This is a genomic window from Neobacillus drentensis NBRC 102427 (genome assembly GCF_001591445.1).
Taxonomy (GTDB): Bacteria; Bacillota; Bacilli; order Bacillales; family Cytobacillaceae; genus Neobacillus; species Neobacillus drentensis.
Genome location: NZ_BCUX01000033.1, coordinates 1 through 25,086 on the forward strand (window position 1 = coordinate 1; position 25,086 = coordinate 25,086).

General features: G+C 37.6%; 17 protein-coding genes. 2 read left to right on the forward strand and 15 right to left on the reverse strand.

Annotated elements, in window-relative coordinates; all coding sequences use genetic code 11:
- Positions 1 to 406: 406 nt before the first annotated feature.
- The 3 genes from BDR01S_RS16285 to BDR01S_RS16295 all read right to left on the reverse strand — a co-directional run bounded on the left by BDR01S_RS16285 (position 407) and on the right by BDR01S_RS16295 (position 3,268).
- Complete coding sequence (locus tag BDR01S_RS16285) at positions 407 to 1,255, reverse strand: DegV family protein (RefSeq protein ID WP_066258896.1); 849 nt, start codon at positions 1,253 to 1,255, stop codon at positions 407 to 409.
- Positions 1,256 to 1,374: 119 nt separating this feature from the next.
- Entirely contained in the window at positions 1,375 to 2,061 is a 687-nt protein-coding gene (locus tag BDR01S_RS16290) for a response regulator (protein ID WP_066258898.1), read from the reverse strand.
- A 64-nt stretch (positions 2,062 to 2,125) separates the two neighbouring features.
- Positions 2,126 to 3,268, reverse strand: coding sequence for a sensor histidine kinase (locus BDR01S_RS16295; protein ID WP_066258899.1), 1,143 nt, complete (start codon positions 3,266 to 3,268; stop codon positions 2,126 to 2,128).
- A gap of 328 nt (positions 3,269 to 3,596) precedes the next feature.
- Here BDR01S_RS16295 and BDR01S_RS16300 point away from each other — a divergent pair, with 328 nt between their 5' ends.
- On the forward strand, positions 3,597 to 4,229 hold the full coding sequence (locus BDR01S_RS16300; protein ID WP_066258900.1) for a YigZ family protein: 633 nt from the start codon (positions 3,597 to 3,599) through the stop codon (positions 4,227 to 4,229).
- Between the two features lie 149 nt (positions 4,230 to 4,378).
- Complete coding sequence (locus BDR01S_RS16305) at positions 4,379 to 5,359, forward strand: LCP family protein (RefSeq protein ID WP_066258907.1); 981 nt, start codon at positions 4,379 to 4,381, stop codon at positions 5,357 to 5,359.
- A gap of 124 nt (positions 5,360 to 5,483) precedes the next feature.
- Here BDR01S_RS16305 and BDR01S_RS16310 read toward each other — a convergent pair whose 3' ends face one another.
- From BDR01S_RS16310 to BDR01S_RS16365, 12 genes are all read right to left on the reverse strand, one after another.
- Complete coding sequence (locus BDR01S_RS16310) at positions 5,484 to 6,533, reverse strand: glycosyltransferase family 4 protein (protein ID WP_066258909.1); 1,050 nt, start codon at positions 6,531 to 6,533, stop codon at positions 5,484 to 5,486.
- 227 nt (positions 6,534 to 6,760) lie between these two features.
- The gene (locus tag BDR01S_RS16315; RefSeq protein WP_066258911.1) at positions 6,761 to 7,492 is read right to left on the reverse strand and encodes a WecB/TagA/CpsF family glycosyltransferase; all 732 of its coding nucleotides are present in this window, start codon (positions 7,490 to 7,492) and stop codon (positions 6,761 to 6,763) included.
- Positions 7,493 to 7,494: 2 nt separating this feature from the next.
- Positions 7,495 to 8,301: a teichoic acids export ABC transporter ATP-binding subunit TagH gene (gene tagH / locus BDR01S_RS16320; RefSeq protein WP_066258913.1), complete on the reverse strand. Its 807-nt coding sequence runs from the start codon at positions 8,299 to 8,301 to the stop codon at positions 7,495 to 7,497.
- A gap of 17 nt (positions 8,302 to 8,318) precedes the next feature.
- Positions 8,319 to 9,149 (reverse strand): ABC transporter permease, encoded by an 831-nt coding sequence (locus BDR01S_RS16325; protein ID WP_066258915.1) that lies wholly within the window; start codon positions 9,147 to 9,149, stop codon positions 8,319 to 8,321.
- Positions 9,150 to 9,266: 117 nt separating this feature from the next.
- The gene (locus BDR01S_RS16330; protein ID WP_235846590.1) at positions 9,267 to 10,475 is read right to left on the reverse strand and encodes a CDP-glycerol glycerophosphotransferase family protein; all 1,209 of its coding nucleotides are present in this window, start codon (positions 10,473 to 10,475) and stop codon (positions 9,267 to 9,269) included.
- The gene (tagD, locus tag BDR01S_RS16335; RefSeq protein WP_066258917.1) at positions 10,456 to 10,854 is read right to left on the reverse strand and encodes a glycerol-3-phosphate cytidylyltransferase; all 399 of its coding nucleotides are present in this window, start codon (positions 10,852 to 10,854) and stop codon (positions 10,456 to 10,458) included. Before tagD ends, BDR01S_RS16330 begins: the two co-directional genes overlap by 20 nt.
- A gap of 249 nt (positions 10,855 to 11,103) precedes the next feature.
- Complete coding sequence (locus BDR01S_RS16340; RefSeq protein WP_066258919.1) at positions 11,104 to 13,089, reverse strand: SH3 domain-containing protein; 1,986 nt, start codon at positions 13,087 to 13,089, stop codon at positions 11,104 to 11,106.
- A gap of 166 nt (positions 13,090 to 13,255) precedes the next feature.
- Positions 13,256 to 15,649: an SH3 domain-containing protein gene (locus BDR01S_RS16345; protein WP_066363253.1), complete on the reverse strand. Its 2,394-nt coding sequence runs from the start codon at positions 15,647 to 15,649 to the stop codon at positions 13,256 to 13,258.
- A gap of 289 nt (positions 15,650 to 15,938) precedes the next feature.
- Positions 15,939 to 17,126 carry a CDP-glycerol glycerophosphotransferase family protein gene (locus BDR01S_RS16350; RefSeq protein WP_066258921.1) on the reverse strand — a complete coding sequence of 396 codons (1,188 nt, stop codon included), beginning with the start codon at positions 17,124 to 17,126 and terminating at the stop codon, positions 15,939 to 15,941.
- A gap of 24 nt (positions 17,127 to 17,150) precedes the next feature.
- Positions 17,151 to 18,035 (reverse strand): UTP--glucose-1-phosphate uridylyltransferase GalU, encoded by an 885-nt coding sequence (galU, locus tag BDR01S_RS16355; protein WP_157406194.1) that lies wholly within the window; start codon positions 18,033 to 18,035, stop codon positions 17,151 to 17,153.
- A 54-nt stretch (positions 18,036 to 18,089) separates the two neighbouring features.
- Positions 18,090 to 21,209, reverse strand: coding sequence for a CDP-glycerol glycerophosphotransferase family protein (locus BDR01S_RS16360; protein ID WP_066258926.1), 3,120 nt, complete (start codon positions 21,207 to 21,209; stop codon positions 18,090 to 18,092).
- A 161-nt stretch (positions 21,210 to 21,370) separates the two neighbouring features.
- Positions 21,371 to 24,967 (reverse strand): CDP-glycerol glycerophosphotransferase family protein, encoded by a 3,597-nt coding sequence (locus BDR01S_RS16365; protein WP_066258927.1) that lies wholly within the window; start codon positions 24,965 to 24,967, stop codon positions 21,371 to 21,373.
- Positions 24,968 to 25,086: the final 119 nt, after the last annotated feature.

Sequence of the window (25,086 nt, forward strand, 5' to 3'; positions counted from 1 at the left end):
CTCGCAAAATAGCTGCCGCTTGATCGATCGATTCCGCCAACTTGGGCCAGGATTCCGCCAACTTTAAAATTTATTCCGCCAAACTGCGTATAGATTCCGCCGACTTCGGAACTTATTCCGCCGAATTCCTAGATGATTCCGCCTAACCCCTTTTAATTACCTTTTTTATAAAATATGTAACTTTTCTCTGCTCACTTAGTAGCTGGGAATCACTCGATGGATTCCGCCAATTTTGCCCGGGATTCCGCCAACTTTGAAATTTATTCCGCCAAACTGAGGATGGATTCCGCCAATATCGAAACTTATTCCGCCGAATCCCTAGATGATTCCGCTAAACCCCAATCCACCCCCGCTCAAAACTCAAAAAACCATTCAAGCCGAAAGGCCGGAATGGTAACTCACTTACTTACTTATCTAATTTTTTCATCCAGCACATGCCCATTGATCCTTCACCGAGATGGGTGCCGATTACGGCCCCAAAGTAACCTATCGTGAATTCGACGTTTGGATACCTGGCAGCTAGTTCATTACGCCACTCCTTAGCTTCTTCCTCGCGATTGGCGTGAATGACAACAGCTTGATATTCCCCGCCGCTTGAGGCATCCGAACCGAGCAAGTCTGCGATCCGATTCATCGCTTTTTTCCGGGTCCGTATTTTTTCAAATGGGACAATTACCTTATTTTCAAAATGAAGCAGTGGTTTAACCTTTAGAAGGCTGCCGATAAACGCCTGGGCACTTGAAAGGCGGCCGCCTCGCTGTAGGTGCATTAAATCATCTACCATGAAATAGGCACGGGTGGTTTGCTTTAGTTCATCTAACCGAGCCATAATGGTGTCAGCATCCACACCCTGGGAGGCCAGCTTTGCCGCCTCAATCGCATAAAAACCTTGAACCATGCAGCTGATTTCCGAATCAAATGGATAGACGGCAATGCCTTCTACCATTGTACTCGCTGTGTTCGCACCCTGGAATGTACCGCTGATTCCACTTGAGAGGTGAACACAGATGACCGCATCGTAGTCCTTGGAGAGCTTTTCAAACAGCTCGACAAATTGGCCGATGGGCGGCTGGGAGGTAGTCGGCAGATCTTTCGTTTTCACCTCTTCATAAAACTGGCTCCAAGTTATATCAATCTCTTCATGGTACACCTCGTTGCCGAAGATGACATGTAACGGGATCATGTGTATATTCCATTTATCGCGTATATCCTTTGGGATATAGGCAGTACTATCCGTGACGACGGCTGTCCTCATAACCAAATACCATCCTTATCTATTTACCTACTATATGGTATTTTATATGAAGTAGCGATAAATTGCATTAATTGGCCAAACAAAAAGAGCATACTATTCAGTATGCTCCTTATTACTGTTTACTTTACCTCTACCCAGCCATTTTTAATCGCGACTACTACTGCTTGGGTACGGTCGTTTACATTCATTTTTTGTAAAATGTTTGACACGTGATTTTTGACTGTTTTTTCGCTGATGAATAATGCTTCGCCAATGCCGCGGTTGCTTTTTCCATCGGCAAGCATTTGGAGCACTTCACACTCACGACGTGTTAATAAGTGCAATGGACGGCGAATTTCCATCGTTGGCATATAGCCTCCGCCGCTACGGGCTACACCCGCTGCAAGCTTGCGATACTCGTTCACTAAATTATGGGTAACCTTTGGATGTAAATAGGAGCCGCCTTCGGCAACCACACGGACAGCATCAATCAAGGCATCGGCATCCATTTCTTTTAAGAGATAACCTTGTGCACCCGTTTGTAAGGCATGAGTCACATAGTTTTCATCATCGTGAATCGATAGGATAATAATTTTTGTATCAGGGTATTTTTCAACCAACTCACGGGTTGCTTCAATCCCGTTCTTTTGTGGCATGTTAATATCCATGATGACCACATTAGGTTGGAATTCCTCTACTAATCTTAGTGCTTCGCAGCCGTCATCGCCTTCTGCAACAACTTGAAAAGTTTTTTCGAACTCTAGTATTCTTTTTACGCCTTCTCTAAATAGTTGGTGATCGTCTATAATTACAATTTTCGTAGTCAAATGGTAAGCCCCCTAATCCTTCTAATTTCGAAATTTTTCTCCATTGGCGGTAGGTTCATTAGTCTTAGTTAATTAGTGGAACTCGAATCAGTACTGCGGTTCCCTTGCCTTTTTTTGAATCAAACGTTATTTCGCCTTCAAGCAGGTCAACCCGCTCGCGCATCCCGATCATGCCAAATGACTCAGGTTTCTTTTCTGTGATATCAAAACCAACCCCATTGTCCCTAATTAGGACGGTAACCGAGGAATTGGTTATTTCTAAGCGGACTTTGATTTCACAGGCATTGGCATGCTTCAGTGCATTTTGTACTGATTCCTGAATCATTCGGAAGAGTGCAACTTCATACTTAGTAGGAAGCCGGCGTTCTAGGCCAATATTCACAAATTCTATTTTTGAATGGTTATGATATTCTTCGATGGTTCGCAAGTATTTTCTGAGGGTAGGGACAAGACCTAAATCATCTAATGCCATTGGACGAAGGTCATATATAATTCGCCGGACCTCATATAGTGCCGATCGGACCATTTTTTTAAAGCTATTAACCTCAGCAAAAGCCTCATCCGCACCCTTTTCCCTATAGACACGCTCGATTAAATCGGAACGCATGATGACATTGGCAAGCATTTGGGCAGGTCCATCGTGGATCTCCCTTGAAAGCCGCTTGCGCTCTTCTTCCTGTGCTTCAATAATCTTCAGGCCAAAATCTTGTTTTGCTTTTGCATGTTCGAGTACCTTCCCCACTTGCTTTAAATCACTCGTCAAGTAATTCATGACGACGGAAATTTGCGAAATAAGCTGGTCAGCGCGATCAATTGTTTCATCTAAGCTAAGGAGACGATTTTCGAGGTCCGCTCTTTTATCCAAAAGCTGCTTTTTGTATTGCCAATTAATCGAAAGATCCATTTGCAGCTGATGCGCTTTTTCGTAGGCATCACGGACCTCTTCCTCGGAGTAATTTTTAAAATTCGTGCTGACTTCTGACAACATGCTCCGTGCCTCAACGACTTGTTTCTCGAGTTGATCGCCTTCATTTATGAGTTTGACCATCATTTGCTTAATATTGTCTAATTCATTGATCATTTTTTCATAATCTTGACGGCATTGCTCACCGATCTGGAAGATGTCAGATTTACTACAAGTAACGGTTTCAATCATCTCTTCTCTAATTACATCAATTGATTTCATATTGATCTGTTTTAATTTCATACATATTCCCCCATATGAAAAGCAATGGCTTCTAGACTCTACTACTAAACAATAATCTTATTTCAGTGAATGATAGTTCATTATTTTGGATATCACAGTTCTTTCATACTATCTTTTAACATATTTTACCTTTAATTTTACTAATTTGCGAATCTAAACCAATGCGTTACCCTTCATTCTCAGTAAAAAGTAGTATAATGGTAGTATCTTTATCTGTCTATAAAAGTAGGTTTTCACTACTTTAATCTATTTTATTATAACACGGAAACTTTACTGCCATATTAAAGTTATATTACACCCTGATGAAATTAAGGAAGGAGTGCGCATAATGTTGCCTCGTTACCATACTGTAAAAAAAACTGGAGAACATGAAATTATTATTCAAAAATCACGCTTTATCGCTCACATCAAAAGAGCCGAATCGGAAGGGGAAGCCCAAGAGTTCATTCAAACGTTGAAAAAAAAATATTGGGATGCCTCACATAATTGTTCCGCCTATCTAATTGGTGAACACGACCAAATTCAGAAAGCTAATGATGACGGCGAACCAAGTGGTACTGCTGGCGTTCCGATCCTTGAAGTTCTGAAAAAGAGAAAGCTTAAGGATACCGTCGTAGTAGTGACCCGCTATTTTGGCGGAATAAAATTAGGTGCAGGCGGTTTAATCCGTGCCTATGGCAAAGCAGCGTCAGAGGGCCTAGATGCGGTGGGAATAGTTGAAAGAAGACTGATGAGGGTCTGCCATGTTAAAATAGACTACTCATGGCTAGGAAAGATTGAAAATGAATTACGGTCTTCCATCTATATCCTTAAAAGTATTCAGTACCAGGAGAATGTCGAAATTGAAGTATTTGTCGAGGAAGAGATGCAACAGGTGTTCACTGAATGGATGATAGAATTGACAAATGGACAAGCCGAGATTACAGCAGGTGAAGTGACCTATCTTGAGTCAGATATGTAGGTAATTTCATTCCCTTAAGTTAACTGTAAAATAGGTAATTTTATTTTAATAAAAAATTCATTTTACCTATCTCAATAAATATTATAAAATAGAGTAGATTTTCCACAAATACTGACATTTTTCTACTTTTACTACTTAGGAGGCAATCGATGTCTATCAATAGACAAGTGTATAATAATAACAAAAAAAGAGTGAAGAAAAAACGAAAACGAATTCTGCTTTGGGTGCTAATGCCCATCCTATTATTGATAATAGGCGCAACAGCTTACGGTGGTTTTTTATACAATAAGGCTGAATCAGTGATGAACAAATCCTATAAGCCCATTGATCGTGATTCTAAGAAAACGAATGTTAAGCTTGAAAATACATCAATATTATTTATTGGTGTGGATGATAGTGAAAAAAGAAAGAATAACGGCAGTTCGCGTTCGGATGCCCTGATGCTCGCTACCTTTAATAAGAATGATAAATCTATTAAACTATTAAGTATCCCGCGTGATTCATATGTTCATATACCTGAAAAAGATATTTATACCAAAATTACGCATGCCCATGCCTACGGCGGCGTGAAACTTACCCTTGAAACCGTTGAAGAATTACTAGATGTTCCGGTTGATTATTATGTAAAAATGAATTTCAACGCCTTTATTGACGTGATTAATGCGTTAGATGGTGTAAAAGTTGACGTTCCGTTCACATTTTCCGAACAAGATTCCAAGGACCATGCAAAAGCTATTACCTTGCAAAAAGGTATACAGGAACTTGATGGTGAGCAGGCTCTAGCGTTTGCGAGAACAAGGAAAATTGATAGTGATATCCAAAGAGGAATGCGTCAGCAGCAGATCGTTAAAGCCATCATTGCCAAAGGTTCTTCCATAAAATCCATCACTAATTACACTGATGTAATGGAAGCTGTCGGAAAAAACATGTCAACAGATTTAACGTTTGACCAGATGAAGTCGTTCATTAGTTATATCCAAGCTGGTAAAGGAATCAATGTTGAATCTTTATCATTAAAGGGTTCTGATTCCTATATCAATCGCATTTATTATTATCAACTGGATGAAACGGCCCTAGAGGAAACAAAATCAATTCTAAAGGCACACCTTAATAGAACAGATAGTAAATAAAAAAGAAGCCCGGATGTAATATCCGGGTTTCTTTCTTTGCATAAATATGGAGTAAAAGAAAACAATAAAAGGGTAATCCGCAATTGAGAATTACCCTTTAAGTAAAGTAATTATTCTATTAGATTTATCTGTTTTTATTCAAAATCCCGATAATCCTGAGAAGCGGCCGATAGTTTTTATTGATTAAACCAATCGTTTCGACAAAAAGTTCAATGGCTAGCACAATAATGGTGATGATTAAGATCGAACCCCAAACGGTTGTAATGGTAAAAATGAAGGCAGCCAGTCCAAACATGGCACTCATTGCATAAATTAACAGAACGGTTTCTCGATGTGTAAACCCTAGTTCTAGTAAGCAATGGTGTAAATGAGACTTATCTGGTGCTGATAATGACTTTTTATTGTAAATTCGACGGATGATAGCAAAAAAAGTATCTGAAATCGGTACACCTAAAATAATGATTGGAACAACAAACGAGATTAAGGCTACATTTTTAAAACCGAGTAACGATAGGACCGAAATCATATAACCTAGGAAGAGCGCTCCGGAATCACCCATAAAGATTTTCGCTGGATGAAAATTAAAGATCAAAAATCCTAACGTACTGGCAAGGAGAATTGTCCCCATCGCAACTACATAAGCATTTCCCATCACAATCGCCATCCCGGAAATCGTGATAAACGCTATAGAGGATACGCCAGCCGCCAGGCCATCCAGTCCATCAATTAAATTGATTGCATTGGTGACACCGACAATCCAGATGACGGTAATTGGAATACTAAAGATACCAAATTCTAAAACTCCATTAAACGGTAAATTAATAAACTCAACTTCAACGCCGCCCCACATAACAACGATTAGAGCAGCAATGATTTGTAACAGAAATTTTATTTTTGCTGATAGGTCATAGATATCATCTAACATACCAGTAGCTAGAATAATTATTCCACCCACCACAATTGCTGCGTGGTATGGACTGCTTGGTTGCAGAATTAAAAGACCTAAAAGAAAACTAATATAAATCGCTAGTCCGCCTAAACGAGGCATAATCTTAACATGGACTTTACGCTGATTAGGACTGTCCGTTGCTCCTAATTTAAAAGCCAATTTTTTTACGATTGGAGTGATTAAAATGGAGCATAAAAAACATAATATTAAGGTCAGATATAACATAAAGACCCTCCCTATGAATATAATGCCCCATTAATAAATTTTAGAAACAGGCACATATTGCTAAGTACACAACGAATCTATTATAGCACAGATTTTATATTTTGTTATAAATTGATGAATTGTCGGAAAATTCAGCCTAAATAAATTACTAATCTGAATTTACTAATAATATCTTACCTAGTAAGACGATAGATTACCACAAAAAGTTACAATTATTTTACGATAAATTATTTATCAAGCTTTATTTTGAAGATTTGCAATAAAAATCGGGGGATGGCTAACATTCTTCTCCACCTCGACGGCTGCGAAATTAAACGATAAAACCATTCCAGGTTCATTTTTTGCCAGAATCGTGGTGCACGCTGGACCTCACCGGCGAGCACATCAATACTGCCCCCAACGCCCATAAAAAGTCCTTTGGAAAACTGATCAAGATTCCTGGCAATCCATTGTTCCTGTTTAGGAAACCCCAATGCCACAAAAATGATATCTGGACTGGCTGCCTTTATATCAGCAGTGATCTTATTTTTCTCCCAATCAAAAAATCCATGATGACTACCCACTATTTGAACGTTTGGATATTGTCTGCTAATAGTAGCAACTGCTTTTTGATTGGTCTCCTCGCGTCCGCCCAATAGATAAATTTTCAATTGATTATCGTTCCCAAGCTCCAGCAGACGGACCATTAAATCATAACCGGCCACTCTTTCAATAATCGGGGTGTTTAATATTTTCGAAGCAAGAATGATCCCAAAACCATCAGGGACAACCATGTCTGCCGATTGGATGATTTTTTTATAATCTGGATGTTCATGAGCATACATGACAATTTCCGGGTTAGCTGTAACAATAAATGATTTTCGATTACTTCTTATATCTAAGAAAAGCATTTCAACCACTTGATTGAAACGCTTATTCACAAAATTTATATCTAATACGGGCACCAAATTCGTTTTCATCGTTAGATTCCTTTGACTGCTAAGCCTTTTTGTTTTTGCATAACCTCTTCGCGGAACTTCTTCTGCTCTTCATTAGACATTGATTTATATTTTTTTAAGAATTTTTCATATTCAGGAATGATCTCTTGAACAGTCCCAAATTGCTTGATTTCTCCGTATTCAAGCCAGATTGCCTTTTCACAGAACTCCTTTATTTGCCCCATAGAATGGCTGACAAAGAATATGGTTTTTCCTTTTTCTTTAAACTCAAACATCTTGTTTTTTGATTTTTGAGCAAAAACCTGATCACCTACGGATAACGCTTCATCGACAATCAGAATATCGGGATTTACGGTAACCGAGATGGCAAAACCGAGACGGGATTTCATCCCACTTGAGTATTTCTTTACTGGTTGGTCAATAAATTTCCCAATATCAGCAAACTCAATGATTTCAGGTTCCATCTCTTTAATTTCTTTCTTTTTAAAACCAAGCATTAAACATTTTAATTCGATATTTTCTCGGCCGGTTAATTGATTATTAAGACCAGATGAGATGGCAATAATCGAGGTTGTCCCAAGGGAGGTCACTTCACCTGAAGTTGGTGGAATTACACCTGCAATAATGTTAGACAGCGTTGATTTTCCCGAACCATTCACACCGACTAGACCAATAACATCTCCTTGATTGGCCGTAAATGAAATATCTTGAAGGGCATAAAAATCTTCGCCATACCCACCAGGTAAGACCACATCAAGCAGCTTCTCTTTTGGTGATCGATGCATTTTATACTTTTTATAGACGTTCTTTACTATCACCGTTTCACTCATAAGAAATCAACTCCAATTTACAAATAATCAACAAAACGGTTTCTAAATTTTAAATGAAGGACTGAACCGATTAGAAACAGTACGAAGACAGTAATCCAAAAATACAAAGTTAATTGCGGGTATTTCGCTGGATACCAGGTTGTTCCTAGCAGTGCCGCTCTGTACCCTTCAACAATGTAATACAAAGGGTTTAATTTTAATATAAAGGCATAGTCCTTACCATGTATCATTAAATGATCCGTATGCCACAAGAGTGGTGTTAAATATAGTAACATTTTTAAAACAGATTGGACAATCTGTTGAACATCTCTGACAATCGTCGAAAGTGTAGATGTTATAAGTGCGAGAGCTAATAAAAACAATATCGTAGCCAGCATAAAGTATGGCAGCTGGAGGAAATACACACTAAGTTTAAAGTCAGTGAATTGCAAGTAAACGAGAACAACAGCAACTAACATTAAATGAGTATAAAAATTCGCCATGATTACAAATGATGGGATCGCACTCATCGGAAAACTCATTTTTGATATTAATTGAATTCTCGAGTAAATCGACCTTGATGATGCGGATATTGCTGGATTCACAAAGAACCAGACAATCATGCCAGTTAACATCCAAGTGAAGAAAGGGACTTGGGTTCCATCATCCATTATTATCTCTTGGCCGCCGCGTACTCCTAAGCCAAATACAAACCAATAAATCGCAAGCTGAATGGAGGGATTTAAAACTTCCCACACTCTCCCGAGATAATTATTCGTATTTGCACTTTTCAATTCAAAGGCAGATAATCTCAGGATAAGGTAAAAGGAACTAATTTGTTCCTTTACAATTGTAATCATTGATTTCATTAAAATTGTCCTTCCTATCGCTAATAATAACCTTGTTCATTATACATTAATTTCTCCAAAGGGACATAATAAAAAACAAAGCTTCGACCTTAAATAATCGAAGCTTGTCACAATTTTTTAATACCCTTTATCTGTGGTTTTAAGGTTATCTTTAGCAAATATGTGTTCAACAAGGTTTTGACTGGAACGACCTTTCGAGTATTGATTCCACTTTTCGCAATAATACTCGATTATATTCAGGTCAAAGCGGTTGTTCTTTATAATATCGATAATAGATTCCGTATCCTTTACCATCGGTCCGGGCAGGTGTTCTTCAAACCCTCCCATAACGCCGCGATCCCTTTTATATTCTTCTAGATCATAGGTAAAGAAGATCATCGGTTTACGTAAAAGTGAAAACTCGTATGGTATGGAAGAATAGTCTGTAATTAAATAATCCGCTGCGACAAGCAAATCAGTAATTTCATACTGATCGGAGGACAGGTCAACTACAAAATCTGGGTAGCGTGTGGAATAATCTCCTTTATTCTTAATCGCAGGATGTAAACGTAAAATTAAAATATATTCCGCCCTAAGTTCCCGAGCCATTTTTTCTATCTCAAGCACCAAATTGAAATGATCTAATTGATAATCTCTATAAGTCGGAGCGTAAAGGATCACTTTTTTCTCTTTCAATATGGGATGCTTATGTATTAAGGATGCTGTTGCCTTTTTCTTCGCTTCTTTATTAAAATAAAAATCAGTTCTAGGAATCCCTGACGTCAGGATATTTTCCTTTTTAAGTTGAAAGGATTTCATAAAAATTTCTGCCATTACGTCAGAGCCAACGACCACTTGATCAAATTTACTATAAACCTGTAAGAATCGCTGTTTTGCTTTTTCGGATCTAGTTTTTACTGATTCATCTTCAAGTCCAAATTTTTTCATGGCTCCCGATGCATGCCATAACTGAATACATTGAACCTCTTTCTTAAATTTTACTGCTGCTAAAAAGCCAAAATAATTATCAACGAAAAGATACCGGGAAGTAGCTAAATGGAAAACCCCTCTTACCCAATGGATAAACTTTCGAACATCAAAAAGAAGAGCCGTTCCTTCACAATCACCCTTAAATTTATGAAATGCCTTTTTTTCGCACAGGAAGACCACTTCCACTGGTAGGTTTTGCCGGCGAATTTCTTCATATACATACTGGCTGTTATCACCAAAACTGACAACAAAAGTGGTTTTGTTCTTAAGAGGTACCAGAGAAAATATCGAAAAAAAACACTTAAAAATCCATAAATAAAAACAAATGGCTAGTTCCCTAACCATTTGTGACAGCATTTAAGTCATCTTTGATTTGGGAAGTAGAAATCCCGATCGTTCTTGGCAGGTAAACAACTTCACAGTATTCCTTTAGAAAATCAAATTTACCCTTCCAATCATCACCCATTACAAATACATCAATATCATGTTTGATGACATCTTGAATTTTCTGATCCCACGTATTTTCAGGAATCACTTCATCTACAAAACGAATTGATTCTAAAATTAGTTTTCTATTTTCAAAACTGTGGTACGCCTGTTTGTTCTTCCCTTTATTAAATTCGTCAGTGGAAAGACCAACAACCAAATAATCGCCTAAGTCTTTGGCACGGCTAAGTAAATTTATATGTCCAAAATGTAACAAATCAAATGTTCCATAGGTTAGGATCTTTTTCATTAGAGTGATTCCTCCTGCTTTTAGTATTAAGAAAAGTATTAAGAATTTATTCATAACAAAATTAATTTCAGTATACGACATAGTTCACCAAACCATTATAAGACTAACACCTTTAAAATTCAATGTGTAATTACTCGATTTCCACCTGAATCCCACAAATGGAGAAATGTACCTAAAAGTTATACACCTGTTTAGTGGCATATGCTATCCACATTAAAAAACTGACTTGAATTCCAAGTCAGTTAGCAATCATTTTAATTCCCTTACAATATAACCCTTACTTACCCAGCCTGTCTTGCCATTAGATAACCTGATATTGTACCACTTTTTATCTATATCCATAACGATGTTTCCTTTGCTATCCAAGACCAATTGCACATAATCATTTAAATAAAGGTGGGCAATTTCAGCCTTGTTGGTTGACGCATCTGGTCGTACATTTAAGTTATCAGTACCAACAACTCTTCCTAGATTAAGAACGGTGAAATAATCATCGTAGGTTGAGAAGGGAACTTTAATAGTTGTATCCACTTTATTAACATTGACCTTTAGATTATAATCATTGGATTTCTCAACTAGGATAAAAGTTGTATCCTTCTTAATGGTGCTTGATAAGTCCTTCTCTGCTTTAGCTTGTATTCCAGCTGGGAACATATCTTTTCCAGCCGGTATTCCCGGTAAGGCAGGAACCGTTTTATTGATGGACGCTTTATCATAATATGTTTGGTCAAAAGGCAAGATGTTTTGCATATGGCGGGCAATCCCATTGCCCCAGTTCGGGTCACTTGCATACCAGTAGTTCATGCCGATACTTTTGCTTGGCACTCTCGTTCCTTTCGAATCATTGGTCCGATAGCCGAGCAGTGCTCCTTCAAAATGGGCGCCTTTTGGATTGAGGTAATCAGCTTTCATTTTTTGGGCAACATAATTAATACATTGCTCCACGGTTGAAAAACGGTACGCCCCTACAAAAGGTGTGGCATCATAAGCACCATATCCAAATAAATTATTTTTACCTAATGATATATTGGATGTACCAAAGCCGCTCTCATGGATGGCATGTGCCGCTAAGTAAAGAGCATTTAACCCGTACTTTTTGCCAGCATCGATAAAGGCTTGTCCTTTGTTTAATAACACACTTGGCTTGCCTTTAACATTTGCTGAGATGTAATTATTGATTTGCTTAGCAGTAACGGTAGATTGGGTCCGTAAATCAATAAACCGATAATCCGTTAGCTTATATTCCTTAACATAGCTTTTATAAACATAACCTGTTTTCCCATTGTAAATGACCTCGTACCAGTCATTGAGTATTTTTCCAGTTGATTTAACGCTCGTACCATTTGGAATAACGGCTAAAACAGATGAGCCTTCACCCGATTGCCGCATATTTAAATCGTCCAAAACCACATAGTACATTCCATTGCTTGTATTTACTGGAGGATTCACAGGAGAATTTACAGATATTTTTGTAGGTACCAATGGCATATAAGAATTATAAACATACCCTTTTATCCCTTTGTAACTTACCTCATACCAATTGCCAACCATCTTTACCGACGAAATGACGGTCCCTTTAGGAATCTTTATCAATTTTGTATAGGCTGTCCCATAAGATGAATAAACATATGTATCCTGACTGATTTGATAATCCTTTTTCGAAAGTGTTTTACTAGAGGATTTATAAACATCACCGCTATAAATATACAGATTTTTTCCTTTGTATGTAATCCGGTACCATGTTTTTCCTATGCTATTAACTACCTTTTGTGTCGAGTACAACCCATTTCCACTAGGAAGACTCCCCACAGCCTTTTTCTTTGTATCTGGTGTTGAATATAGGCTGACAGTTTTATTCGTAAAATAATAAGTTCCACTTGTTTTTGTATATTGATAGTATTCCTTCACATAACTGCCGCTGACCCAGCCTGATTTCTTATAGGTTTTACCTTTGGAATTATACGAATAGGTTACCTTGTAATAGCTGCCGTATTTCTCTGTTGCATAAATCATTTTTCCCTTTGGAATCGTGAGAATTGTTTTGGATTTAGTACTTGCCCCCGCCCGCAATCTTAGGTTTGCTGTTGTTTGAAGTGTTGTTTTACTTATACGGACAACACTAGCAGCTTCCGCATGCTCAATACTGATTGGTGCTAGCGGAATTGTCATCCCGCTGCTCAAACCACCGATTAATAATCCGGTGGATAAAACAAAAACTTTCCCCATGGTTTTCATTGACTCTACATCCTTCTCTCTCTACTTTTTGATTTTCCGTCATCGTAACGACTCAAGCTTCTTCATCAGAAATGAACGTTCGTATTAGGGACTATCGCATCACCCCATTTTATTTTCTCTATGAGACTATTTCTGTTAAAAAATAGTAAAAAACAAAATTACGAATCTATTTAAAATCCTTTGCTATGTAAGCAGCACTGACCCAGCCAGTCGTACCATTTGCAAGTTTCAACTGGTACCATGATTTTGACGAGTCCATCATTAATGACCCATCCGCTTTGATATCGATCGACACAAACTCATTCAATGATAAGGTTCCAATGGATGCATTTGAGGTCGACGGGCCCTTTCGGACATTTAATTCTGAAACAGTCACTCTACCTAAGTTCTTCACAGATATATATTTTGAATAGTTACTAAAGTCAACGTCCTTGGTCCAGTATTCCTTATTATCGATTTTCACTCTTAGCCAAAAATCATTTGTTTTTTCTAAAAGGTTAAATGAGGCACCTTTACTAATTTTCTTTACTGCATCGAATCCACCTTTTTTACTATGAAGGACCATTTGTTTGTCCGCAGCAGTTGCTAAGATATTTGCAGGAAACACGTCACTTCCTTCAGGAACAGCAGGTCTGGTTGGAATTTTGTCATTAATACTAGCATTGGTATAAAAACTAGGATCATATGGGAGTATTTTTTGCATATGCTGGCTAATCGCCTTACCCCAATTTGGATCGCTTGCATAATAAAAGTTCATACCTTCACTATTTGAATTAATTCTATCGTTGGTTAATGTTTTCGTACTGAAACCTAGATAAGCTCCTTGATACTTCCAATTAGATGGATTTAAATAAGTAGTTTTCATTTCACGCGCAATAAAGTCAATACACAAATCCACACTTGGAAAACGGTAGGCACCAATAAATGGGGCCGCATCATAGGCACCAAATCCAAATAAATTATTCTTTGCAATGGAAATTGCTGATGTTCCATAGGCACTTTCGTGGATAGCGTGCGCAGTTAAGTAAAGTGGATTTACCCCATACTTTTTACCAGCGTCAATGAAAACCTGTCCTTTTCCAGTTAGAATACTCTTCTTATTATTCGCATTAACATAGGCGGCAATATATTTATCAATTTGACTTGCGGTAACTGTGGATTGTGTCCGTAAGTCAATGAACTGATAGCTAGCTTTGTTGCCCAACGGGTCACCTGTGACTACCTGTTGAAGATACTCGCCAAAGACATAACCGCTTTTCCCAGCGTAGTTGACTTTATACCAGCCATTAGACGTCTTTCGGCTCGGAATAACGATAGCACCACTGGGAATCACCGCTTGAATACTAGCTGTCGTACCTGCAGCTTGTCTTAAATTTAATTGATCGGTAACCAAGTAGGTAGCTCTAGCCAAGTCTTGCTCCGTGATAACATCGACTGGAGGATTGTTTACCTCGCCATTGTCTGATTCTCCCGTTCCAGGTTTCTTTATCTCGCCATTGTCTGGTTCTCCTGTTCCAGGTTTCTTTATTTCGCCATTGTCTGATTCTCCCGTTCCAGGTTTCTCGACAGGCCTATTGTATTTTGCAAAGTCGCCGCTGTAGACATACCCTGATTTGCCGTTATAGGAAACTTTATACCAATCTCCAATTCTCTGCTTTACAGTGATAACTGATAGTTTCGGAATTTTCACTAGTTTTGTATAGACATTACCATAGGATAAGTACAAATATGTATCAAGATTTGCCTGATAATCAGTTGCCGCAAAGGAAGTTAACGTATATTTATTTACATCTCCGCTATAAACGTAAAGACTTTTCCCATTGTATGATACTTTATACCAAGTTTGTCCGACACTATTTACTGCCTGATCAGCGGAATAAAGTCCGTTGCCGCTAGCCAAGTTATAAACTGCGCTTTTCTTTGTATCAGGACTAGAATACAGCTTCACTGACTTTTTCGGAAAATAATAAGCACCCGTAATCGTAGTATATTTATAGTATTCCTTTAAATAAGTCCCCTTTACCCAACCAGTGGTTGTTATGTTCTTCCCACTAGAAGAATAGGTATAGCTCACCTTATACCAGTCAGTTAATTTCTCCGAGCTTATCAGGGTTTTACCCTTCGGAATCGTTAGTAAAGTTTTATTCTTTGTACTTGCTCCCGAACGAATATTGACATGATCGGCGGTTTGATACGTTGTTTTTTGAAATTGAACGGTCTTTGGAGCAAGTGAAATTTTCTTTATATACGAGGCAGTAACCCAGCCAACTTTTGTTACCGTTTTTCCCGTCAGGGTAAATTGGTACGAAACCTTAAACCAGCTGCCTTTTTGCTCCATTGCAGTAATCGTTTTAGCTTTGGGAATTTGGGTGATTGTTTTGTTGTTTGTACTTGGACCCATTCGTAAATTAACATTTGCGGTTGTTTGATAGCTGACATTAGCTAATTTTACCGTGCTGGCCGCTTGTACCTGATGTAAACCATTCGGAACGATAGGTGCTGCAATCTCTCCTAAAAATAAACTAGTAGATATGAGGACAACTTTACCGATGTTTTTCAATGAAACACCTCCCTAAGTCTCTTTATAAGATATAAGTAGCAAATTTCTACAATTCCTTCAAAAAAAATCATATTATGCCGAAAAAACGATGAAATCTATCATCATTATCTCTTATTAACCCAAGATTTTAAATAGATTCCAGTAAATACTTGTTGCAATAGAGAAAAATAGGAAAAAATCCTTATATTTAATTGAGGTTTCTTCGGGGAGTTTGTCACAAATCGCGATGCAATCGAGGGGTAAAATGACAAAAACACCCAAATTTAGAACCTGGGTGTTGTTAATACACTTATTTTCGATTCTTCAAAATCACTTCTTTGACGACTCGTTCCGCTGCATGTCCATCTTCTAAATAACAAAACCGCTGATAAAATTCATTCATGCGATCTTTCGAAAGAGCCGCCTCTCCAATACCTTTAATGGCAGCAATCACTTTTTCTGTTGTTTCGACGAGCGGCCCCGGTGCTTTTTCCTCAAAATCAAAATAAAAGCCCCGGATATCATCCTTATATTCTTCCAGATCGTAGGTAAAAAATATCATCGGCCGTTTTAGATTGGCATAATCGAAAAACACAGAGGAATAATCAGTTATCAAGATATCACTGATTAGGTACAGCTCTTGAATGTCCTCATGCTTGGAAAAATCCCAAGCAAAGCCTTGATACGCCTCCAAGTTAAAGTTTTCAGCCACTAAATAGTGCATCCGGAGAATGATAATATATTCATCGCCGAGCTCATTTCTAAGCTTTTCTAAATCCAAATGTAAATCTAATTTATATTTCCCTATTTGATAGAACTGATTATCTCTCCAAGTTGGCGCATAAAGAATAATCTTTTTATCATCAGGTAATTTATGTTGCTTCTTAAATTCCTCCGAAATCATTGTGCGGTCTGGCCTGTAAAAAATATCATTTCTTGGATAGCCCGATTCAATCATTTTTTTATCAAACTGAAAAGCTCGCTTAAATATTTCTGTTGAATAATGATTGGGAGAAATTAAGTAATCCCAGTTTCTTGTTTCACGAAAAAAGTTCTCTTTATATTGCTCAGTTGTTGTTCCTGGCATTAATACTTCCTTCATATCACCAGCTAGTTTCTTTAACGGCGTCCCATGCCATGTTTGCAGATAAATCGTATTCTTGGGTTTCGGTATCCACAATGGCATTCTGCTGTTTGTCACCCAAAATCTAGCACGCGCCATCAAAAGAAGCCACTTCACCGAAAACCGCCTTGCGTACGGAATTCCCTTGTCGATGAATCCTTTTTCAAAACGAGGGTCGACACTCCAAATAAGTTCATATTCAGAATGGTTTCTCTGCAGGTATTCGTATATCGCCCGAGGATTACAGCTGTATTGCTTACCAAGAAAGCTTTCAAAAATAATTAAGTTTTTATTTGTCGGTAAAAATGAAACAAATAAAAATAACCATTTGTAAGCCAGTTGGGCTATATGCAATTTTTTTAACGATGATAACAATGAACCGCTCTCCTAACCCTATCCTTATTTATTCACTTCAACCCTTTGATTGACAAGCTTTACTAAATATTCGAGCAAGTCGTCTCTAAGGTCCTCTCTGCTTAGAGCCATTTCTATCGTTGTTTTAATAAAACCAAACTTTTCGCCAACATCGTAGCGGATTCCTTCAAAGTCATAAGCAAACACATTTTGGAAACTATTCAGGCGTTGAATCGCATCCGTCAACTGAATTTCGCCGCCTGATCCTGTTTCTTGATTTTCAAGAAGATCAAAAATCTCAGGTGTTAAAATATATCTGCCCAGAATAGCAAGATTCGATGGCGCTAACTCAACTGGCGGCTTTTCAACAAAGTTTCTCACCTCATACATGCGGCCATCTTGCCGGCTCGGATCAATAATCCCGTAGCGATTGGTTTCTTCCATTGGGACCGGCTGAACACCTATCACCGACGAACCTACCTTATCGTACATGTTCATTAATTGTTTTAAAGAAGGAACTTTTGCTTGGACAATATCATCCCCTAATAACACCGCAAATGGTTCATTCCCAATGAATTTTCTGGCACACCAGATTGCATGCCCAAGGCCTCTCGGTTCCTTTTGTCGGATATAATGAATATCCACATTTCCCGGCTTACGAACTTCCTCGAGGAGCTCAAACTTCTCTTTCCGAGCTAAGTTTTCCTCCAGTTCAAATGCGCTATCAAAATGATCTTCAATCGCTCGTTTGCCCTTTCCTGTTACGATGATAATATCCTCAATTCCAGATTCAATTGCTTCTTCGACTATGTATTGAATGGTTGGTTTATCAACGATTGGGAGCATTTCCTTCGGCATCGCCTTCGTAGCAGGTAAAAACCTTGTACCTAAGCCTGCTGCAGGGATAATCGCCTTTTTGACTTTACTCATCATTTATGCCTCCTTATAATTAATTCTAATCATTGTCATATCTAAATTCGTGCATCACTCTAATACTTGATAAAATGATGCCATTGCCTTTTTATTGTATTCTTCTGGAATAAATTCATCAAGTTTATTATTCAACTCATTCTTAGCTAGTTGAGTGAGACCTTTTTCAAGACCTTCAATGCTATTTTCTACTAATAAACCATATCTTCCATCTTCCAATACATTTCGATTGGCAACAATATCAGTCGCTATGATGTTCATTCCATGGGTCATCGCTTCTAATAACACCATCGGCTGCCCCTCATAATGAGAGGAAAGCACAAAACAATCACATTTTTTCATAAGTGCAAACGGATTTTCGAGCTGCCCCGTAAGATAGACAGACTCATCAAGCCTCAACTCGGCTATTAAATTCTCTAAATCTCTCCTTAACGGACCTTCACCTAAAATATATAGCTTTGAATTTGGGAAGTTTTGTTGAAATTGACCAAAGGCTGTAATCAAGTTATCCTGACCCTTCTCTGGTGACAATCTTCCCATCGTGATGAAATTGTAATTTTCTTTAATGGGTTCAGGTATGATTGTTTCTTCAACCGTTTCCAGTTTCTCTTCCGTTATATTGGGAACAATCACTTTGTACCTCTTCGAATTCAGCAGTTTATACAACGACGTATTTATTTTTTCATGGAAAGTATTATTTAACTCATATTCCCGGATTATCGACAGCGCTGCAGAATCAATCCAGCCAATGAAAGTTCCTTTAATAGAAAGCCGACTATAGAGCCCTTGTTGCGTTCTTGCTTCAGTATCCACATCCACCATTAAACCTTTATAATCCTTACCGGAGGCAACTTTCTCAGCTCCTTCTAGATTATACGGCATACTCCAAAGATCATATCGATGTGAAATAACTGCTAATTTCTTCACTGGTGTCTGAAATAAGATACTATCGGTAAGCATTTCAAAGCAATCCTGGTCAAGCCAGCCAACAATCCTGTCTTTTATGCTAAATTTGAAATAATTGTTATTTGATAGGGTTTGTACCTCACGTAAAATAGCGACCTCTTCATTTAAATAGCTCATCGCTTGTGCAATATCTGATGCTCCTTTTACGACAGGAGGTCGATTCCAGATCCGATGGTTTTTGGGATGAGCGATTATTGCCCGCCCTTTAAAGGCAACATTACTAATGATTTGCTCTTCTGCTCCAGCCTTATTCATTAACGCTTCGGTTACAGTTTGTGCAGACTCTTCATTACCTAACTTTAATATTTTTTCAGGATTAATCGAGTTCATAACGAAATCAAATTTAAACTCCTCGGCAAATTCTGCTAAATTACTTTTATTTAACTCCATGGTTGCCGGGGATACGCTTACAAGCTTGTCAAACTTATTATAGACTGAAAACAGTCCTCGTAAATTAATTCGATGCGGCCGACGTCCGTTGATGACTTTTTCACTATCTGTACGGATATCATTATGCATATAACAGATTTTTTTCTTGGCATCGGAAGCAAGTAAATATTTGGCCCAATACAGGCTGTAACCACTAAAATCGATGGCATAATCAAATTGTGACCGGCCTGATATTCTTTTATATTCCCGCTTATAGGCATTCTCGGGGTAAAGTTTTTTCGTCACTTTACTATGTGCCCCTCGATTATGTACAAATTTATCCCGATAAACTTCCAAAAGACTGCGTACTTCTAAACCATTTCGAAACAAAAACCTGGCATTCTTATTCACCTTTGCGATATTATTTAATGCTTCTTTTGACTTTGGTGATTTCATGAAAATACTTACATCATACTTCGAATAATCGATGTTATCGACAAGATTGATAAACGATGATGTAATCCCATTGTTCAACAAACCGCCAGGATAGATGAGAATTTTCTTTTTATCCTTATCTAATTGATTGATGACATTGATGGGCAACTTTTCCTGCTTAAAAACATATTGGACGATTCTCGCGGTTACATTTCCATCATCATGATTGGCGAATTTATTTTTTGCAGCTTGGTAGACGGGACGAAAGTTTTCACTTATGGTCGAGATATTATGAACAGCCGATGCTACTTCTTCGATGGTAAAGAGCGTGGGCCCGGGTAATTCGTCATCGGATAAATACATACCCCTCTCTTCAAGATAATCATCATAATCACAAATATAGAATAAAATCGGCTTATTCGTAACTAGATAATCAAAAAAGATACTCGAGTAGTCAGTGATTAACAGATCTACAACGCTTAACAACTCATTCGTATCTACAAAGTCAGGGATTAACATATCACTAATTTCAGTAAATTTTTTAGCCTGGTCATATAAAAATGGATGAACTTTGATTAATAGATTATAGTCAGTACCGATCTTATTCCTCAAATAGGCCATTTCACTGATAATTTGAAACATATCATTTTTAGCCTGGGAAACATTAGTCCCTTTCCATGTTGGAGCATAAAGAAGGGTCTGCTTGTTTTTATCAATAGGCAGCCCTAATCCTGCTAAAAAGGTATTGAATTCTTCCGAATCGGTTTGATAGGTAAGATCGATTCTTGGATAGCCCTCTTGAATAATTTCTCCATTATAAAGACCATTTAGTTTATAACTATTAAGAAACATTTTGGTTGTATGCTCATTTGGACTTAGTAGATAGTCCGCACTAAGAAAATTCCTAACCACATTCTGCGAATGGGATGGATTTCCAGGGATATCAAATCCCATGCTTTTAAGCGGTGTTCCATGCCAAGTATTAATATATATTTGTTCAGCTTTAGGGATAAAAAAAGACTGAAATGTCGAGTTATTAATGAGATACTTACTAGTGGCTAAACATTTGAGATATTCCTTTGAATTCCGTTTCACAAATCTCACATTACTTAACCTTTTGTAATTGACTAGTACACTTTCTAATTCATTAGGATTACTTACCGACCAAATATGTTTGAAATCCTTATATTCAGGGTTATGTAACAGGTATTTAAAAATAGCATAGGGACTATCTGTTACACTTTTTCCGTCCCTGCTTTCATAAAGAATCGTATTATCTACCACATTTAATTTTTCATAATATTTTCGGTACTGATAACTTCTGCGATGGTTTGCCCTCCGCAAATAATTATAAACTGGCCCAATGATAAAATTAATCCTTCTTTTTAAAACCTTTTTATTCATTAAAACTGCAACTCCCTTACCAATTCACATTCATATGCTTTTTGTTAGCTATTCTTGCCATCAGTAGAGAGTAATATGTCATGACGGTCTACTTTTCCTGAACAAAAAAAGCAAATCGATCAAACAAGGTTCTCTTGTCATCAATTTGCTTTTTATACATATCATTCTAAAACCTTATAAAAGGTTCCCATCGCTTTTTTATTATATTCATCTGCAATAAATTCATCAGGCTTGTTGTCAAGCTCATTTTTAGCAAGTTGAGTCAGCCCCTTTTCAAGGCCCTCAATGCTATTTTCTACTAATAGTCCATACCGTCCCTGCTCCAACACTGTTCGGTTGGCAACAATGTCTGTTGCGAGGATCTTCATTCCAAGAGTCATCGCCTCTAATAAAACCATCGGCTGGCCTTCGTAATGAGAAGAAAGGACAAAGCAATCACATTTTTTCATTAGTTTAAATGGATTTTCTACTTGACCCACAAGATAGACAGACTCCTCAAGTTGAAGTTCTACAATAAGACTTTCTAAATCCTTCCGTAATAAACCTTCTCCTAAAATATATAGTTTGGACTCTGGGAAGCCTTTATGAAACTCAGCAAAGGCTTTAATTAAATTATCTTGGCCTTTTTCCGGTGATAATCTGCCCATGTTGACGAAATTATATTGGTCCCTTGATGGCTCGGGAACAAACGCTTTTCCTGTTTCGATTCCTAAAACCTCAACCACCTGAAGTGCCCGTTTATTTAACCAGCCCACTGCTTCATTTTCATAGACAAAATGACAGAATACACCATCTATCGTTCTGGCTTCTTTATCAATAAGGACTGTTTTTCCATTGTAGGCTTGGGAATTCATCAATTCCTTCGCACCTTCCGGACCAGCAATCACTTCCCAGAACACATCTTCATCAGATAATTTAACCTCTGCTACCCTTTTGACTGCTTTTTCTGAGATAATCACTGCTTCTTCAATAATCGATAAGGCACGTTGATCTATCCAACCCATTTGTTTTCCATTGAGAAAAAACAAATGAAAGGTTCCTTTCCGAGTCTTATTGCATTTCGTAACTATCACTTCGGCATTTAATAATTCACTGGCATCCATGATTTTGTTACAACCTGGGTTCGGGTACGGCTTCGTCCACACCACAAAATTCTCTGGGTTGGCAATGGTTGCTAACTCGTATAAATTGTTTTCCTCTAGTGTGCGGTTGTCCAGCTGATTAATAATATGCTTAAACCTTTGTTTATTAACCCTTTTAAAGATGGCCTGTTTAAGAGATTGCTTGGAAGCCTTATCGCTAATATTTGACAATGCCCCGGAATCAATCCAGCCAATTAGAGTCCCATTGATTGAAAACCTGCTATAGATACCATGCTGTGTTCTCGCTTCACGGTCGACGTCCACTAAGATCCCTTTATAATCCTTACTAGATGAAACTTTTTGAATATCTTCTGTTTTATAAGGCTTATTCCAGATATCATTGCCGTTAACATTGCGAAGAACAGCTGATTTTGTTACCTGTTTTTCAAATAGGATGCTGTCTGGTAGCAGCTCAAAACATTCTTGGTCGAGCCAGCCAATAATCCGTTCACCCAAACTGAACTTAAAGGATACATTTGTTTCAGTACGTGCTTCCTGTAATATAGTAACCTCTTGATTGATAAGACGTGTAGCAGGGGCCACTTTTGTTGCCCCGGCTAATCCAACGGGCCGATTCCAGATAAGATAATCTTGAGGATTATTAATAACTGCTCGTGATTTAAATGAGATATTACTCATTAGTTGACCGTTATTCGAATCATTGATTTCAGTTTCAGCTTGCTGCTGACTCGCACCTTCATTACTTAAGGTTAAGATTTTTTCGGTATTAATCGAGTTCATAACGTAATCAAATTTTGATTCATCTGCATAGACAGATAAGTTCTTTTTATTTAGCTCCATCGTCCCAATTGAAACACTTACCAGTTTATCAAATCTATTATAGACGGAAAAAAGTCCTCGCAAGTTAATTCGGTGCGGCTTGCGACCATTGATTGTTCTTTCACTATCAGAAAGTAAATCATTATGCATATAACAGATCTTTTTCTTCGCATCCGCAGCAAGGAGATATTTTGCCCAAAATAAACTGTAGCCACTAAAATCGATGACATAATCAAAATGTGATTTCCCAAAGAATCGCTTGAATTCTCGCTTGTAGCCCTTCTCTGGATAAATCCTTTTGGTTAATTCACTATGTGCCCCTCTATTATGAACTAATTTATCTCGATAAACTTCTAATATACTATAGACAGAAAGCCCATTTCGAAAAAGGAACCTTGCCTGTTTATTTACTTTGCCAATATTATTCAATGCTTCTTTTGATGTAGGTGTTTTCATAAAAATACTCACATCATATTTATTATGATCAATGTTATCCATTAAATTGATGAACGAAGAGGTGATGCCATTATTCATCATCCCACCCGGATAAATAAGAATCTTCTCTTTCTCTGTGTCGACGGGTTTAATTACATTTAAATCAGACTTATTCCTTTTAAAAATATATTCAATGGTTCTTTTTGTTACATTCCCATCATCATGACACGCAAACCTCATCTTTGCTTGATTATATACTTGTTTAAAATCCGCACGAACTTGTGAAATCTTTTTAATAGCGTCTGCCACTTCTTTAATAGTAAAGAGCGTAGGACCAGGCAATTCCTCATCTGACAGGTTACGGCCCCTTGATTCATTATAATCGTCGTAATCCCAGACATAGAAAAGAATGGGCCGATCCGTAACGAGATAATCAAAAAAGATACTCGAGTAGTCAGTAATTAGAAGATCGACACTACTTAATAATTCATTCGTGTCAACAAAGTCTGGTATTAAGATGTCTTTTACTTCATCAAATTTTCTGGCTGCAGCATATAGAAAGGGATGAACCTTAATAAACAGATTATAGTCTGCACCGACCTGACTTTTTAAATAGTTCATGTCTGCAATGATTTGATACATGTCATTCTTAGCTCTCGAGACGTTGGTTCCTTTCCAGGTAGGCGCATAAAGAATCGTTTTTTTATGTTTATCGACTTTGACCCCTATTTTGCCTAGGTAATTATTTAACGTATCCTTTACCGTATGAAAGGTAAGATCGATTCTTGGATACCCTTCTTCAATAATCTCACCAGTATATATCCCTTTTAGTTTATAACTATCGAGAAACATGTTGGTTGTATGTTCATTAGGGCTGATAAGAAAATCAGCACTAAGAAAATTACGCACCACATTTTGGGACAAGGATGGGTTCCCAGGGATATCAAAGCCCATACTTTTTAACGGAGTCCCATGCCATGTATTAATATATATTTGCTCGCTTTTACGAATAAAAAATGATTGAAAGGTAGAGTTGTTGATTAAGTATTTACTAGTTGCTAAAGCTTTAAGATACTCTTTCGAATTTCGTTTCACAAAGGTGACATTAGCAAAATCCTTATATTGAGCAATCACAACGTCTAAATCTTCAAAGCTGCTCACTGACCAAATATGTTGATAGTCTTTATAAGCAGGATTAGACAGAAGGTATTTAAAGATGGCATAGGGACTATCTGTCAAACTTCTCCCATCTCTGCTCTCATATAAAATTGTTTTATCAATAATTGCTAAATCTTTGTAATACCTTGTATATTGATAATTGATACGATGGTTTGCCTTTGCAAAAAAATTGTATATCGGATCTATAATAAATTTTACTCTTCTCTTTAATACCTTAATCATTCACTGTTACAGCTCCTTAACCTTACCTTCTACTCTTGCAAAAAGAAATATATACTCCCTTATATCATAAATTGACCGTTTCTAGCAATGAACATAAAATTAACTTCATCTGTATGAAA